Source organism: Sphingomonas sp. PvP018, assembly GCF_017876865.1.
In the GTDB taxonomy this organism is placed as follows: Bacteria; Pseudomonadota; Alphaproteobacteria; order Sphingomonadales; family Sphingomonadaceae; genus Sphingomonas; species Sphingomonas aerolata.
The window spans coordinates 3,720,120-3,735,276 of record NZ_JAGIOU010000001.1 but is presented as its reverse complement, the minus strand read 5'-3'; the positions used below and the strand labels follow the sequence as shown (position 1 = coordinate 3,735,276).

Sequence of the window (15,157 nt, the reverse complement as noted above, 5' to 3'; positions counted from 1 at the left end):
GCCGCATGCCCATCGACCCGCAAGCCTTCCCCGCCTATCGCCCCGAAACCACGTTGCTCGACCTGGGCGACCCGTTCTTCGATCCGGTCGCGGCAGCCGATTTTCCTCGCACCCAGCTCCGCTTCCGCAACGATCGCGCCGCCGCGCAGGTCGGTCTGGCGACGCTCGACGACGACGAATGGACCCGCCATTTCGGCCGGTTCGCGCCGTTGCCGGACACGCTGCCCGGGCCGCTCGCCTTGCGCTATCACGGTCATCAGTTCCGCAATTACAATCCCGATCTGGGTGACGGGCGCGGCTTCACCTTTGCCCAGATGCGCGACGATCGCGGCCGCCTGATGGATCTCGGCACCAAGGGGTCGGGGCAGACGCCGTGGAGCCGCGCGGGCGATGGCCGGCTCACGCTGAAAGGCGGCGTGCGCGAGATCCTTGCGACCGAGATGCTCGAGGCGCTGAACGTCCCGACCTCGCGCACGCTCTCGCTTATCGAGACGGGCGAAGACCTGCAGCGCGGCGACGAGCCGAGCCCGACCCGCTCCGCGGTCATGGTCCGGCTCAGCCACAGCCATGTCCGGATCGGCACGTTCCAGCGCCTTGCCTATCATCGCGACGAGGATGCCCTGCGCCGGCTTGTTGCATATACGCTGCGCAACCTGTTCGACGAAAATGGCGACGATCCGGTCCGCCTCCTCGCGCTCGTCGTCGCACGGACCGCGCGGCTCGCGGCGCGCTACATGGCCGCGGGCTTCGTCCACGGCGTGCTCAATTCGGACAACATCAACGTCACCGGCGAAAGCTTCGACTATGGCCCGTGGCGGTTCGCGCCGACCTGGGACCCGGGTTTCACTGCCGCCTATTTCGATCATCAGGGGCTGTACGCCTTTGGTCGCCAGCCCGAAGCGATCCACTGGGACGTGATGCAACTCGCGGTATCGCTGCGCACGATCGCCGAGAGCGATCCGCTGATCGCCGCGCTCGACGGCTTCGGCCCCGGCTATCAGGCGGAGGTTGGCGCGGCGATCCTGTGGCGGCTGGGCGTCCGCCCGCGCGATCCGGACAGTGACCGCGCGCTCGTCCAGGCGACCGAACGCGCGCTGCGGACCAGCGGGACGGGTATCGACCGGTTCTTCTTCGATGCGTTCGGCGGCGAGCTGCCCGCAAGCTACGGTCCCGAATGGGACGAGGTCCGCGCCGCGCTCGGCGGCTATGCCGCGCGCAAGGATCGCAGCCATCCCTATTGGTCGGGCACGCCGTGCAGCCTGCTGATCGACGAGGTGGAATCGATCTGGGCGCCGATCGCCGACGCCGACGACTGGAGCCGTCTTACCGCGAAGGTCGCCGCGATCCGGGCGATGGGCGAGGCGCTCGCCTGATCGCGGGTGCCGCGGCCGACGGTGCGGCGGATGGTGGAAACTCTTCTAAAATTGGGGCAAGAGCCCGATATGGCCGATGAGATCCTCTCCTACGAACCCGCAACCGGTACGCTGTTGTGGCGTCACCCGATCGGGGATGTCGATACCGAAGTGGCGACCGCGCGCTCGGGCTGGGCCGGCTGGGCCTCCAAGCCGCTCGCGTTCCGGATCGAGACGATGCGCCGGTTCGCCAATGTCGTCCGCCAGCGCAACGACGCGTTCACCGACCTGATCGCGCGCGAGACGGGCAAGCCGATCTGGGAAGCGCGCGGCGAGGTCGAGACGGTGATCGCCAAGGTCGACATCTCGGTCAGCGCCTATGCCGAACGCACCGCGCAGCGCCGGATGGAGGCTCCGATGAACAGCCGCGTCGCGCTGCGCCACAAGCCGCACGGCGTGCTCGCGGTGCTCGGCCCCTACAACTTTCCGGCACACCTCCCCAATGGCCACATCGTCCCCGCGCTGATCGCCGGCAATGCGGTCGTCTTCAAACCGTCCGAAAAGACCCCCGCATCGGGCGCGTTCCTCGTCGAATGCTACCGCGCCGCGGGTGTGCCCGAGGATTGCATCCGGTTGCTCGTCGGCGGCCCCGCGGAGGGCAAGGCGCTGGCCGCGCATCCCGATATCGACGGCCTGCTCTTCACCGGTTCGGCCCAGACCGGCCTCGCGCTCAACCGCGCCTTTGCCGAGAAGCCCGAGAAGATCCTCGCGCTCGAAATGGGTGGCAACAACCCGATCATGGTCTGGGACACGCCCGACCTGCACACCGCGGCGGTGCTCGTCGTCCAGTCCGCCTTCACCACCGCCGGCCAGCGCTGCACCGCTGCGCGCCGGCTGATCGTCCAGGAAAGGCTCGCCCAGCCGCTGCTCGACACGATCGAGCGGATGATCGCGCGGATCATCGTCGACGAGCCGCATGCGAACCCGGCGCCGTTCATGGGCCCGGTGATCGACAATCAGGCGGCGGACCAGCTGACCGAGAGCTTTCTCGAGCTGCTGATGCGCGGCGGCCGGCCGATCCGGCATCTCGAACGCCCGGTCGATACGCTGCCCTTCCTCCGCCCGGCGATGATCGACGTCACCGACATGGCGGAGCGCCCCGATCTCGAGCTGTTCGGCCCGATCCTGCAGGTCTTCCGCACCGATGATTTCGACGCCGCGATCGCCGAGGCTAACAACACCCGCTATGGCCTGTCCGCCGCGCTGATCAGCCAGACGCCCGCGCTCTACGACCGGTTCTGGGCCAATATCCGCGCCGGGATCGTCAACTGGAACAAGCCCACCAACGGCGCCTCGTCGGGCGCGCCGTTCGGCGGCGTCGGCTGGTCGGGCAACCACCGCCCCAGCGCCTATTACGCCGCCGACTATTGCGCCTATCCGGTCGTCAGCAGCGAATCCGAAAGCGCGAGGGCGAGCATCGGCATCGGCCTTCGCGACGGCTGAGGCAGGTAGCGGCCCCCAAAGCTGAACTGAAATCCTCCCCCGCCAGGGGGAGGATCATGGGGTTTACTTCGCCCCGCCCAACCAGTCGTCGATCTTCTTCTCCAGCACCGGCATCGGCAGTGCGCCCGTATCGAGCACCTGCGCATGGAACGCGCGCGGATCGAACGCGGCACCCTGCGCCGCCTGCGCCTTGGCCTTCATCCTGAGGATCGTCAGCTGGCCGATCTTGTACGCCAGCGCCTGCCCGGGAATCGAGATGTACCGCTCGACCTCGGCGGTCGCGTCGGTCCGCCCCATCGGCGAATTGGCGAGCATGTATGCGATCGCCTGGTCGCGGCTCCATCCCTTGGCGTGGATGCCGGTATCGACGACCAGCCGCATCGCGCGCAGCATCTCGTCGTTCAGGCCGCCCATCCGCTGATAGGGATCGCTTTCGACGCCCAGTTCCTTCCACAAGGTCTCGGCATAGAGCGCCCACCCCTCGACATAGGCGGTGTTGCCGCCGAACCGGATGAACGCGGGGAGCGCGACATTCTCCTGCGCGAGGCTGATCTGGTAATGATGGCCCGGCACCGCCTCGTGCAGGTAGAGCGTCTCCATCCCCCACAGATACCGCGTCGGCAGGTCATAGGTGTTGTAGTAGAAGATCCCCGGCCGCGTGCCGTCGGGGGTCCCCTGCTGATACGACCCCGCCGCATCGGTCTTCGCCCGGAAATCGGGCACCGCGCGGATCTCGAGCGGACTTTTGGGCACCAGCGAGAATTGCGTCGCGATGCGCGCGTTGACCCGTTTGCCGATCTCCTCATAGCCCTCGCGCACCGCCGCCGCCGACTTGGGCTGGAAGCGAGGATCGGTGCGCAGATGGTCGAAGAAGGCGGCGAGCGTGCCCTTGAACCCGACCGCGGCCTTCTGCGCCTCCATCGCCTGCGTGATCCGCGCGACCTCGGACAGGCCGAGCTGATGCACCGCCTCGGGCTCGAGCGGCAGCGTCGTGCTGTCCTCGATCCGCTGCGCATAGAGCGCGGCGCCGCCCGGCAGCGCCGACAGCCCGACCGTGTCGCGCGCCTTGGCGAGATATTCATTCGCGAGGAAGTCACGCATCCGGACATGCGCGGGATTGATCACCTCGCGCACCTGCCTGGCATAGGCCGCGGTCAGCCGTGTGCGGTCGGCCGCCGGGATCGACGCGGGGAACATCGTCACCGGCGCGTAGAAGGTCGATTTCTCGACACCCTCGGCGATCAGATTGTCGAACTGGCCGATCATGTTGCGCACGACCAGCTTGGGCTGGGTCACGCCCTTCGCCATCCCCTCGCGGAACCGCGCGATCGCCCGGTCATAGACCGCGGCATAGCCCGCATTGCGCCGCAGGTTATTCTCGTAATCCGCGACCGACTTGAACGGCGCGCCGCCCTTGCCCGACGCGAAATCGGGATAAAAGGTCTGGAACCCGCCGAAATGGCTGAGCGGCAGCAACCGGTCGATCGCGACCAGGTTCGGCGCGAACCCGCGCAGCGCGACCTCGCGGCCGTTGCGGAACACGTCATAGGCGATCTGGTCGACCCGCGTCAGCTTCGCCCGGTCGATCGCGGCGATCGCAGACAGGTCCTGCTCGACGTTGCGCTTGTCCTGCGCGGTGCGCGCATCGGTCAGATATTCGCCGAAGCGATCGGCATAGCGCATGTCGCCGCGGAAGATGGCCTGCAGCGGATCGTTCTTCAGATCGCGCTCGTCGCTTGCATAGAAAAGCTGCTTGAGCTTTGCATCCTCTGGGCCGTCGCCGGCGATCGGCGCGGGCGGCGGCAGCGCCTGGCTCGACACCGGCACCGCGCCGATGAAGGTGGTCGCCAGCAACATGGCGGCAAGGCAGGTCAGGCGCATTATCGAAGTTCCCCATCGCGTCCGGGTTACCCGGTTCGTCGCGCCTTCCTATCGCGCGGATTCCGCCGCCACCAGCCCGTGACCAAGGCCTGCGAACGTTTCCGGCGTTGGCACCCGCGCCGCGTGGGAAAGCAGGACTAGCCCCGGGGCAAATAATGCTGGGCTCGCCAATCGCCCGCCCAGCGCCCATCTTCCTGACATGGTAAGCTTGCTAGACCCCGGTGCCCGCGGGCGCGTCATCCTCGTCGGGGCGGGGCCCGGCGATCCCGGACTGCTGACCGTACGTGCGGTCGCCGCGCTAAAGATCGCCGACGTCGTCGTCCATGACGGGCTGATCGATCCGCGCGTGCTCGACATCGCGCCGCCTGCCGCCCAGCGCATCTCGGTCGCCAAGCAGCGCGCGCGCCACACGCTGCCGCAGGAGGCGATCAACGCGCTGATCATCGCGCATGTGAAGACCGGCGCGATCGTCGTCCGGCTGAAGGGCGGCGATCCGTTCGTGTTCGGTCGCGGCGGCGAGGAGGTCGAGGCGGTACGTGCGGCGGGCCTGCCGGTCGAGGTGATCCCCGGCGTCTCCGCAGCACTGGGTTGCGCGGCCGAGGCGATGCTCCCGCTCACTCACCGCGATCATTCGAGCGCGGTCAGCTTCGTCGCGGGCCAGTGCAAGGGTCTGACCGAACAGGACTGGTCGGGGCTCGCCGGCCAGGGCCGTACGCTCGTCATCTACATGGGGATCGCGACCGCGACCGATATCGCCGACAAGCTGATGGCCGATGGCGTCGCGCCCGACATGCCGGTTGCGGTGCTCGAGCGCGGCACGCTATCGGGCAGCCGTGCGATGCGGACCCTGCTCGCCGATCTCGGCCCGATGGTGCAGCGCGAGGCGGTAAAGAGCCCCGCGATCATCGTCGTCGGCGAGGTCGTCGAACTGTCCGACGCGCAGGACAAGCTCGCCCGCTGGGCACGAATTGCAGAGGCCGCCGCATGAAGCTCCTGACCGGAAACGACCTTCCCACCGGCGACGTGATCTGGTGGACCGGCGATGGCTGGTCGCGCCATATCGAGGATGCGGCCGATGTCGGCGTCGCGGGTGAATCGATCCTCCAGGCGGAGGAAGGCGCACGCCGCGTCAACGTCCCCTATCTGATCGAGGCGACCGCGACCGCAGACGGCCCCCGCCCCGCGCACATCAAGGACCGCATTCGCGCCTTGGGTCCGACTATGCGGCCCGACCTTACGCTCAAACCGGCCGATCCGGCTGCGGGGAGTTGGGTGATATGAGTCTCGCGAAGGCGCGATGGCGCGAAGAGAGCAGTGAGAAGGTGGTTCGCGCGGAGGCGCGGAGGCGCGGAGGTGTCTCCCTTGCCGCGCAGCGGCCCTCACACTCGCTGATTGAGGCAGATTCGATGCCCGCTGGCGCGGGAGTTCCTTCCTCGTCTTTCTCCTCCGCGCCTCCGCGCCTCCGCGTGAACCCAATCTTCTTCGCGCCATCGCCTCCCTTCGGCTTCGCTCAGGACAGGCTCCGCGTGAACCAAATTCTACCGGGAACCCCCCATGTATAAGTACGACGAATACGACCAGGCCATCGTCGACCAGCGCGTCGACGAGTTCCGCGACCAGGTCCGCCGCCGCCTCTCGGGCGAGCTGACCGAGGACCAGTTCAAGCCGCTGCGCCTGATGAACGGCCTGTATCTCCAGCTGCATGCCTATATGCTGCGCGTCGCCGTGCCCTATGGCACGCTCGACGGACGGCAGATGCGGATGCTCGGCCACATCGCGCGCAAATATGATCGCGGCTACGGGCATTTCACGACGCGGCAGAACATCCAGTTCAACTGGATCCAGCTCGACCAGACCCCGGACATCCTCCAGGAGCTGTCGACGGTCGAGATGCATGCCATCCAGACGTCGGGCAACTGCATCCGCAACATCAGTTCCGACCAGTTCGCCGGCGCCGCCGCGGACGAGGTCGCCGATCCGCGCCCCTGGGCCGAACTGATCCGCCAGTGGTCGACGTTCCACCCCGAATTCACCTACCTCCCGCGCAAGTTCAAGATCTGCGTGATCGCGGCGGACGAGGATCGCGCGGCGATGCGGCTGCACGATATCGGCATCGGTCTGCACGTCCGCGACGGTGAACTCGGCGCGAAGATCTATGTCGGTGGCGGCATGGGCCGCACGCCGATGATCAGCCACGAGATCCGCGATTTCGTCCCCGCCGACGACCTGATGAGCTATCTCGAGGCGTGCCTGCGCGTCTATAATCGCTACGGCCGCCGCGACAATATCTACAAGGCCCGGATCAAGATCCTGCTGCACGAGATCGGCCCCGACGAATATCGTCGCCAGGTCGAGGAGGAATTCGCCGCGGTGAAGGGCCTCGGCCTCGATCCGCCGCGCGCCGAACTCGAGCGGATCACGAGCCATTTCGGCGCGCCCGCATTCGAGGAAAACGCGTCCACCGAGATCGACCGCAGCGATCCCGACTTCGCGGTCTGGCTCGACCAGAACGTCAAGGCGCACAAGCAGCCGGGCTATGCGATCGTCAACATCAGCCTGAAGCCCGTCGGCGGCATCCCCGGCGACGCGTCGGCGGACCAGATCGACGTGATGGCCGATCTCGGCACGCGCTACAGCTTCGACGAACTGCGCGTCACGCATGCGCAGAACATCGTCCTCCCGCACGTCCGCATGGCCGATCTGCACGCCGTGTGGTCGACGCTGAACGAGGCGGGTCTGGCCGAGGCCAATCTTGACCTGATCAGCGACATCATCGCCTGCCCCGGCCTCGATTATTGCAGCCTCGCCAATGCGCGCTCGATCCCGCTCGCGCAGAAGATCGCGACCCGCTTCGGCAGTCTCGATCGCCAGCGCGAGCTGGGTGAGCTCAAGCTCAAGATCAGCGGCTGCATCAACGCCTGCGGGCATCATCATGCCGGCCACATCGGCATCCTCGGCGTCGACAAGAAGGGTACCGAGAATTACCAGCTCTCGCTCGGCGGATCGGGCGCGGAGGATGTGAGCCTCGCCAAGATCACCGGCCCGGGCTTCTCGGAGGACGGCGTGGTCGACGCGATCGAACGCGTCACCGACCGCTATCTCCAGGTCCGCGACCCCGGCGAGCGCTTCCTCGACACCTACCGCCGCGTCGGCTTCGAGACGTTCAAGGAGGCGATCTATGGTTGAGTATCCGGACCAGACGCTGCTCCGCTTCCGCGACGACGAGCCGCATGACGAGCCTGCGGTGACGCTCGATTCGTTCATCGGCCAGAGCAACGCCGCCGCGGTGCGGCTGGAGGCGGGCGACGATGCGCGCGCGCTGCTGCCGCAGATCGACCAGCTCGCGCTGATCGAGGTGAGCTTTCCAGGCTATCGCGACGGCCGCGGCTATTCCGCGGCGCGGATCCTGCGCGAGGCGGGTTATACCGGCGAACTGCGTGCGGCGGGCGACGTGCTCGTCGACCAGATTCCGCTGATGCGCCGCTGCGGCTTCGACAGCTTCGCACCCGAGGCCCCGATCGATATCGACGTGCTCCGCGCCAGCCTCGCGCGCTACGACACGCCCTATCAGAAGGCGGCCGACGGCGCCGTGCCGGTCTGGAAGCTGCGCCATGGGTGAAGCGCTCCGCCGGATCGACACGATCGACGTCACCCCCGCCTTCACCAGGGCGGACGCACAGGCGATGCAGGACCGGTTCGCCGGCGTTCCTGCGGCGCAGATGCTGCGCGAGCTGCTGACCGGCGAACTCGCTGGGCGGATCGCGTCGGTTTCGTCCTTCGGTGCCGAATCTGCGGTGCTGCTGCACATGGTCGCGCAGGTCGATGTCGATGTGCCGGTGGTCTTCACCAACACGCAGAAGATGTTCGGCGAGACCCTCGCCTATCGTGATGCGCTGGCCGAACGGCTCGGGCTCACCGATCTGCGCGTGTTCAGACCCGATCCGCGGCTGCTCGCGATCAAGGATCGTGCGGGCGAACGCTGGTCCTATGATCCCGATGGCTGCTGCGACCTGCGCAAGGTCGAGCCGCTCCGCCGCGCGCTCGCGCCGTTCGACGCGTGGATCTCGGGGCGCAAGGGCTTCCAGTCGGGCACGCGCACCGCGCTGCCGCGGTTCGAGGAGGATGAGGGCCGGTTGAAGATCAACCCGCTCGCCGACTGGGACAAGGCGCGGCTCGACGCCTATTTCGCCGCGCATGACCTGCCGCGGCATCCGCTCGAAGCGCAGGGCTATCTCTCGATCGGCTGCGCGCCCTGCACGACCAAGGTCGCCCCCGGCGAGGATCCGCGCGCGGGCCGGTGGCGTAGCTTCGACAAGGTCGAATGCGGCATCCACGCCCCCGGGGGTTACGACCCGATCATCTGATCCGTGTCCCTCTCCCCGTGGGGGAGAGGGACACCAGAGTTTCAATACTCGGCCAGATCCGAGAACTTCGTGATCGTCGGGTCGAACTTCATCCGCACCTTGCCGGTCGCACCGTGGCGCTGCTTGGCGATGATCAGCTCGGCAAGACCGTAGACCCGCTCCATCTCGGCCGCCCAGGACGCGTGATCCTCGAAGATCTTCGCGCTGTCGCCTTCGGCCGGGCGCTTGGGCTCCTTCGACGCGACGTAATAGTCCTCGCGGTATACGAACCAGACCATGTCCGCGTCCTGCTCGATCGACCCCGATTCGCGAAGATCTGACAGCATCGGCGTCTTGTCCTCGCGGCTTTCGACCGCGCGGCTCAGCTGCGACAGTGCCAGCACCGGCACGTTCAGATCCTTCGCCAGCGTTTTCAGCCCGCGCGAAATCTCCGAGATTTCCTGGACGCGGTTGCCATCCTTGCTCTTGCCCGACCCCGAGAGAAGCTGGAGATAGTCGACCACCACCAGCCCGATCTCGTTATTGTGGCGGCGCTGCAACCGGCGGACACGCGTGTGCAGCGCGCCGATCGACAGACCGCCGGTATCGTCGATGAACAGCGGCAGATTCTCGAGCTCGGCTGCCGCGGCCGCGAGCTGCGCGAACTCGGTCCGGCTGATCTTGCCCATGCGGAGCGATTCGGATGAAATCTGCGACTGCTCGGCGAGAATACGCGTCGCCAGCTGATCCGCGGACATTTCGAGGCTGAAAAACGCGACCTTCGCGCCGACCGAATCCTTCGGCGCGATCCCGTCGGCCATGTCGCGCATCCAGCGCCGCGCGGCGTTGAACGCGATGTTGGTGGCAAGCGACGTCTTGCCCATGCCCGGACGCCCGGCGAGGATCATGAGATCGCTGTGATGCATGCCGCCGATCTTGGCGTTGATCGAATCGATCCCCGTCGTCACGCCCGACAGGTTGCCGCCCGAGTTGAGCGCCCGCTCGGCCATCTTGACTGCCGCGGTCGTCGCCTGCGCGAACGTCTTTACCGAATTCTCCGCGCCGCCATCAGCGGCGACCTTGAACAATTCCTCCTCGGCCAGCTCGATCTGCGCGCGCGGATTGACCTCCTCGGACGTATCCATCGCGCGGTCGACCAGGGTGCGGCCGACCGAGACGAGCGCACGCAGCATCGCCAGGTCATAGATCTGCTGCGCGAACTGGCGCGCACCGATCAGCCCTGCGCCGCTGCCCGTGAGGCCGGCCAGATAGGCGGGGCCGCCCAGCTCGCGCATGCCCTCGTCCGCGTCGAACATCGGCCGCAGCGTGACCGGCGTCACCAGCATGTCGTTGCCGCGCAGCGTCTTGATCGCGGCGAAGATGCGCCCGTGCACGGGTTCGAAGAAATGCGTGGGTTCGAGCTTGTCGACCAGATCGTCGGCGAGCCGGTTGTCGATCATCATCGCGCCGAGCATCGCGGCTTCGGCCTCGACGTTGCGGGGAAGCTGCTGTGGTTCGGCCACGGCGGGGACGGGGAATGCGAGGGTTGCCATACTGCGTTCTACGCACTGCACGCGATCGCTCCAAGCCAACTGCGCCAGAATGATGGGGATAAGTCGACCAGCCCGCCGCGATCGGCGGCCGCCGGTGCAGGCGACAAGTGACACGCGTTACGACCATCGCTATCGCACATGGCATGGCCGACCCGCGGATCATCGACATACAGCTCGACGAGCGCACGATTGCGTGGCGTTCCGCGGATATCGAGCAGGAACGCCGGATCGCGATCTTCGACCTGATCGAGGGCAATTATTTCGCGCCGCAGCGCCAGCATGCCGATGGCTATGCCGGCCCGTACCGCATCAGGCTCGAGACGGAGGAAGGCCGGCTCGGCATTCACATCCATCGTGAGGACGACACGCATCTTGAGACACTGGTGCTCGCGCTCGGCCGTTTCCGCCGACCGATCAAGGACTATTTCGCGATCTGCGACAGCTATTACCAGGCGATTCGCCAGTCCTCGCCTGCGCAGATCGAAACCGTCGACATGGCCCGGCGCGGCGTCCACAACGAGGCCGCCGAGCTGCTCAAGGACCGACTGTCGGGCAAGATCGAGGTCGATTTCGACACCGCCCGCCGCTTGTTCACGCTCATCTGCGTCCTGCATCTGCGTGGCTGAGCAGCGCTGATGGCCACGACATTGCTGAAGCTTGCGACCGTGCTGTTCGGCACGGGCGGCATCGCGATTGGCGGCTGGGCCTATGCGACGCAGTGGCATCCCGCGATCGAGACCTATCCGCTGCAAGGCGTCGACCTTGGCGAAAATCCCGCGCCGGTCGAATGGGGAACGGTGCGCGCGCGCGGCGTCGACTTCGCCTATATCGTCGCGACCTCTGGCAAGGATCGCCGCGATCCCGCGTTCGAGGCGAACTGGGCGGCGCTTCCCGAAGCCGGGCTGCGGCGCGGCGCGGTGCATATCTATTCGTTGTGCCAGCCCGCGGTCGAACAGGCCAATGCGTTCAATACCTTCGTACCCGCCGCCGCCGATGCGCTGCCCGTCGCCGTCGATGTGCAGTTCCGTGATGATTGCGTCGCCCGCCCCGAAAAGGCCGCGCTGGTCGCCGATCTGACGCGCTTCGTGACGATGGTCGAGACGCATACCGGCAAGCCCGTCCTGCTGCGGATCGGCAAGTCGGTCGAGGGCAGCTATGCGTTGTCGGCGGCGCTGCCGCGGCCGGTCTGGGCGATGGCCAATCTGCTCAAGCCCGATTATGCGGCACGGCCTTGGCGAATGTGGCGCGCGAGCAATTTTCGGCGCGTCGAGGGAATCGAGGGACCGGTGAATTGGGACGTGGTGGCAGGATGAGCGATGGTTTCGATACCGATCAGGCAACCCGCCTGATCGCCGCGGCGCGCGACGCCGCGCGTCACGCGCATGCGCCCTATTCGCGATTCGCGGTCGGCGCCGCGGTGCTGCTCGACGACGGCAGCGTGATCACCGGCGCCAATTTCGAGAATGCGAGCTATGGCCTGTCGCTCTGTGCGGAAACCGTCGCGCTGGCGACCGCAAGCGCGCGGGGCCGCCTGCGTGACGTCGTTGCGATCGGCGTGATCGGCGGCGCTATGGACTCAGAAGGTCGCGCGACCGGCAACGCTCCCGTGAGCCCGTGCGGCCGCTGCCGCCAGGTGATCAACGAGGCGGCGCAGATGGGCGGGCGCGATCTCCCCGTGCATTGCGGCGCGGCGCAGGGCGACGCGGTCCGCAGCTACCGCCTGTCGGACCTTCTCCCCGATGCGTTCGGCCCGGCGGACCTCGGGATCAGCTGATCCCCGGTCAGTAGTTGAACTGCAACTGCGTGCGGATCAGATCGCCTTCCGCCCGGCCCTCGCGGCGTTCGTCGGCCTCGCGCCGCGTCATCCGCGCATAGGCGACGGTCAGCTCGATCGGCGGGGTCGGCTGGAATTCGATCCCCAGCTCGAACTCGTCGGTCTCGAGCCGCGGCGCGTTGGGCAGCGCCTTCCACCCGCCGCGATAATATTGCCGGCGCGCATAGGGCATGAACGGGCCGAGCGGCGACGACCGCACGCGCGCCATCGCCTGGACATAGCCGCCGTTGAGCCGCTTGGTCGTAATCGACTGCGACACGTCGTCATATTCGGGGCCGCGCCCCCAGTTCCACTCCGCCTGAAACCCGAAGGGCTGCGGATAAAGGATCGCGTGGACCCCGAACCGCTCATCGGCAAAGCTCGTGTCGCTGACCCCGCCGCTGCGCAGTTCGGGCTGGACGCGATTACGGATGGCCGCCGCGCCGACCTCCAACACCTGTCCGCTGAACGCCCCGCCAAGCCCGTCGAGCGCGAACGGCCACGTCGCCATCGCCACGGTCATCATGCCGTCATTGGTCTCGGCACGGCTGATCCCCTGGCCGTTATAGACGCCAAGAGCGAACGCACCGTAATTGCCGAACAGTTTCTGGCCGTCCTCCTCGAGGCGATCCCAGATCCGTTGCACGCCGGTGGGCGTGTAATAGGCGACGATGCCCAGATCGCGCTCACCGGGGACCGCGCTGTTGATCCCGTCGCTGCGATCGATCGTGATGCGATTCGACGAGGACTGCATATTCTCCCAGCCGAATGGCACCTTCGACTGCCCGAACCGCAGCCGGAAGCGGCGATCCGCGTCGAGGAACGTGTCGACATAGGCGTCGCGCAGCTGGGCAAAGCCCTCGCGTCGCTCGCCGCCCGACTGGTTGCTGACGTTCACCGCGAAGTCGGGCTGGAGATAGAAGGACACCCGGTCGGTCAGATCGCCCTGCAGGACCAGCCGGACGCGGCGGAGCGAAAAGCCGGTATTGTCGCCGATGCTGCCGTCATGCACCGACCGCAACCGCGACTGGCCGTCGGGCGCGGTGCGATCGCCCGACACGATCTCGTTGAACCGCATCTGCGTATAGCCGCGGATCGCGATGCGATCATACCAGGCGCGCTTCGGCTCGGGCGTTGCCGCGGCCAATTGCGTCGATGGCGCGACCGCGGTTGCCGGCTTCGGAGCGGGCGCGGGCGTTGCTGCAACCGCGACCGGCGCGGTAACGGGCGCAGGGACTGGCGCCGTTTGGGCAATCGGTCCGTTCTGCGCGGCTTTGAGCTCGGCGATCGTCGCCTTCAGTTCGTCGATCTGGCGTTGCAGGTCCTGCACCGACTGCGCCTGCGCCGCCGTACCCGACAGCGCGATCGATCCTACCAGCGCAATCCGCGCATGGCGGCTGGCGCGGCGCGCGCGGATCGCGGCGCGGTCCCGCTCGTCATCATGGTCCGGAAGCTGTGGCTCGACGGACGTACCGCGCGGAAAAGGCTGCCGAATCTGGTTCATGCCGCGCCCCATGACCGCCCGACACGCCGGCTGCAACGGCAAAAACGCTCTCCGCGTGCACGCGCTCTTGCCGCCATCGACCATCCGCGCGAAAGCAGCGGCGAAAAGGGGAATGTCTCATGTCCGTCATGTCCGACCGCTGGATCCGCGAACGCGCGCTGGGCGATGCGATGATCGAGCCATTTCACGAGGCGCAGCGCCGCGATGGCTGTATCAGCTACGGGCTGTCCTCCTATGGCTATGACGCGCGCGTCGCCGACGAGTTCAAGATCTTCACCAATGTCGACAGTGCGATCGTCGATCCGAAGAATTTCGATGCGAACAGCTTCGTCGACCGCAAGACCGATGTGTGCATCATCCCGCCGAACAGCTTTGCGCTGGCGCGGACGGTCGAATATTTCCGCATCCCGCGCGACACGCTGGTGATCTGTCTGGGCAAATCGACCTATGCGCGCTGCGGAATCATCGTCAACGTCACCCCGCTCGAACCCGAATGGGAGGGCCATGTGACGCTCGAATTCTCCAACACCACGCCGCTGCCCGCGAAGATCTACGCGAACGAGGGCGCCTGCCAGTTCCTGTTCCTGCGCGGCAACGAGCCGTGCGAGATCAGCTATGCCGACCGCGCGGGCAAATATATGGGCCAGCGCGGGGTCACCCTGCCCCGGCTCTGACCGCCTCAGGCGTCGACCGCGCGAGGTCGACGCCTCTGCCTCACTACCGGAACCACAGGACCGGCGCCGGGCGAGCGCGACGGCCTTAGCTTAGCGCGTGGCGATCTGCACCGGGGCCACGCCGAGCGCGCGCCGTGCCAGATCATGCGACGAGGCCACCGCACCCGACGGCAGGTCCATCGCGATGTCGCGGCGTTCAAGCACGCGCTTGTACAGCGCCCGTGCGTCCGCCTCGCGGCCGGTCCGCCGGTAAACCGCGGCAAGGTTGAGCATCAGTTCGGGGCGACCCGGATAGACCGCCTGTTCCGCCAGGATATGGCGTTCGGCCGCGGCCAGATCACCCGACACGATCGCCTGATAGCCATTCTGATCCGCCGCGAGCGCCGGTGCTGCCGCGCCGACAAGGGCAAGAACTACAAAGCCGAATTTGCGCATCATCCCGTCTCCATCGCCCTTCTGAGTCGAAAGGTTTCACTTTTGTGACACTGTTGTGTCACTTCGATGACTGGAGCGCAATATGGCATTTTTACGGAT

At 66.9% G+C, this 15,157-nt stretch carries 15 protein-coding genes; 11 read left to right on the top strand and 4 right to left on the bottom strand.

Going from position 1 to position 15,157, the window contains the following annotated elements; translation table 11 throughout:
- Window positions 1-5 precede the first annotated feature (5 nt).
- Together J3A66_RS16810 and astD are read left to right on the top strand one after the other, a co-directional pair.
- The gene (locus J3A66_RS16810) at window positions 6-1,373 is read left to right on the top strand and encodes a protein adenylyltransferase SelO (RefSeq protein ID WP_209570087.1); all 1,368 of its coding nucleotides are present in this window, start codon (window positions 6-8) and stop codon (window positions 1,371-1,373) included.
- A gap of 69 nt (window positions 1,374-1,442) precedes the next feature.
- A complete protein-coding gene (gene astD, locus J3A66_RS16805) occupies window positions 1,443-2,855 on the top strand; it encodes a succinylglutamate-semialdehyde dehydrogenase (RefSeq protein ID WP_031441361.1) in 1,413 nt (470 codons plus the stop codon).
- A 63-nt stretch (window positions 2,856-2,918) separates the two neighbouring features.
- Here astD and J3A66_RS16800 read toward each other — a convergent pair whose 3' ends face one another.
- On the bottom strand, window positions 2,919-4,736 hold the full coding sequence (locus J3A66_RS16800; protein ID WP_209570085.1) for a DUF885 domain-containing protein: 1,818 nt from the start codon (window positions 4,734-4,736) through the stop codon (window positions 2,919-2,921).
- 199 nt (window positions 4,737-4,935) lie between these two features.
- On the opposite strand from J3A66_RS16800, the gene cobA reads away from it, so the two are divergent.
- From cobA to J3A66_RS16775, 5 genes are all read left to right on the top strand, one after another.
- Complete coding sequence (gene cobA / locus J3A66_RS16795; RefSeq protein ID WP_166745967.1) at window positions 4,936-5,724, top strand: uroporphyrinogen-III C-methyltransferase; 789 nt, start codon at window positions 4,936-4,938, stop codon at window positions 5,722-5,724.
- Entirely contained in the window at window positions 5,721-6,017 is a 297-nt protein-coding gene (locus J3A66_RS16790) for a DUF2849 domain-containing protein (RefSeq protein WP_031395828.1), read from the top strand. Before cobA ends, J3A66_RS16790 begins: the two co-directional genes overlap by 4 nt.
- A gap of 273 nt (window positions 6,018-6,290) precedes the next feature.
- Window positions 6,291-7,922, top strand: a complete 1,632-nt coding sequence (locus J3A66_RS16785) for a nitrite/sulfite reductase (protein WP_209570083.1) — start codon at window positions 6,291-6,293, stop codon at window positions 7,920-7,922.
- Window positions 7,915-8,355, top strand: coding sequence for a DUF934 domain-containing protein (locus tag J3A66_RS16780; RefSeq protein WP_031395826.1), 441 nt, complete (start codon window positions 7,915-7,917; stop codon window positions 8,353-8,355). Before J3A66_RS16785 ends, J3A66_RS16780 begins: the two co-directional genes overlap by 8 nt.
- Window positions 8,348-9,100 (top strand): phosphoadenylyl-sulfate reductase, encoded by a 753-nt coding sequence (locus J3A66_RS16775; protein ID WP_209570081.1) that lies wholly within the window; start codon window positions 8,348-8,350, stop codon window positions 9,098-9,100. Before J3A66_RS16780 ends, J3A66_RS16775 begins: the two co-directional genes overlap by 8 nt.
- A gap of 41 nt (window positions 9,101-9,141) precedes the next feature.
- On the opposite strand, the gene J3A66_RS16770 is transcribed toward J3A66_RS16775, so the two are convergent.
- Complete coding sequence (locus J3A66_RS16770) at window positions 9,142-10,632, bottom strand: replicative DNA helicase (RefSeq protein ID WP_031395824.1); 1,491 nt, start codon at window positions 10,630-10,632, stop codon at window positions 9,142-9,144.
- A gap of 143 nt (window positions 10,633-10,775) precedes the next feature.
- On the opposite strand from J3A66_RS16770, the gene J3A66_RS16765 reads away from it, so the two are divergent.
- The 3 genes from J3A66_RS16765 to J3A66_RS16755 are packed head-to-tail and all read left to right on the top strand — an operon-like array spanning window position 10,776 to window position 12,406.
- Window positions 10,776-11,258 (top strand): UPF0262 family protein, encoded by a 483-nt coding sequence (locus J3A66_RS16765; RefSeq protein ID WP_031395823.1) that lies wholly within the window; start codon window positions 10,776-10,778, stop codon window positions 11,256-11,258.
- 9 nt (window positions 11,259-11,267) lie between these two features.
- Window positions 11,268-11,945 carry a GH25 family lysozyme gene (locus J3A66_RS16760; RefSeq protein ID WP_209570079.1) on the top strand — a complete coding sequence of 226 codons (678 nt, stop codon included), beginning with the start codon at window positions 11,268-11,270 and terminating at the stop codon, window positions 11,943-11,945.
- Entirely contained in the window at window positions 11,942-12,406 is a 465-nt protein-coding gene (locus J3A66_RS16755; protein WP_209570077.1) for a cytidine deaminase, read from the top strand. Before J3A66_RS16760 ends, J3A66_RS16755 begins: the two co-directional genes overlap by 4 nt.
- A gap of 7 nt (window positions 12,407-12,413) precedes the next feature.
- Here the strand turns inward: J3A66_RS16755 and J3A66_RS16750 are convergent, their stop codons facing one another.
- The gene (locus tag J3A66_RS16750) at window positions 12,414-13,949 is read right to left on the bottom strand and encodes a porin (RefSeq protein ID WP_209570075.1); all 1,536 of its coding nucleotides are present in this window, start codon (window positions 13,947-13,949) and stop codon (window positions 12,414-12,416) included.
- A gap of 119 nt (window positions 13,950-14,068) precedes the next feature.
- Here J3A66_RS16750 and dcd point away from each other — a divergent pair, with 119 nt between their 5' ends.
- Window positions 14,069-14,623: a dCTP deaminase gene (dcd, locus tag J3A66_RS16745; RefSeq protein ID WP_031395819.1), complete on the top strand. Its 555-nt coding sequence runs from the start codon at window positions 14,069-14,071 to the stop codon at window positions 14,621-14,623.
- Between the two features lie 90 nt (window positions 14,624-14,713).
- Here dcd and J3A66_RS16740 read toward each other — a convergent pair whose 3' ends face one another.
- Complete coding sequence (locus J3A66_RS16740) at window positions 14,714-15,061, bottom strand: tetratricopeptide repeat protein (protein WP_235516361.1); 348 nt, start codon at window positions 15,059-15,061, stop codon at window positions 14,714-14,716.
- Window positions 15,062-15,157 lie beyond the last annotated feature (96 nt).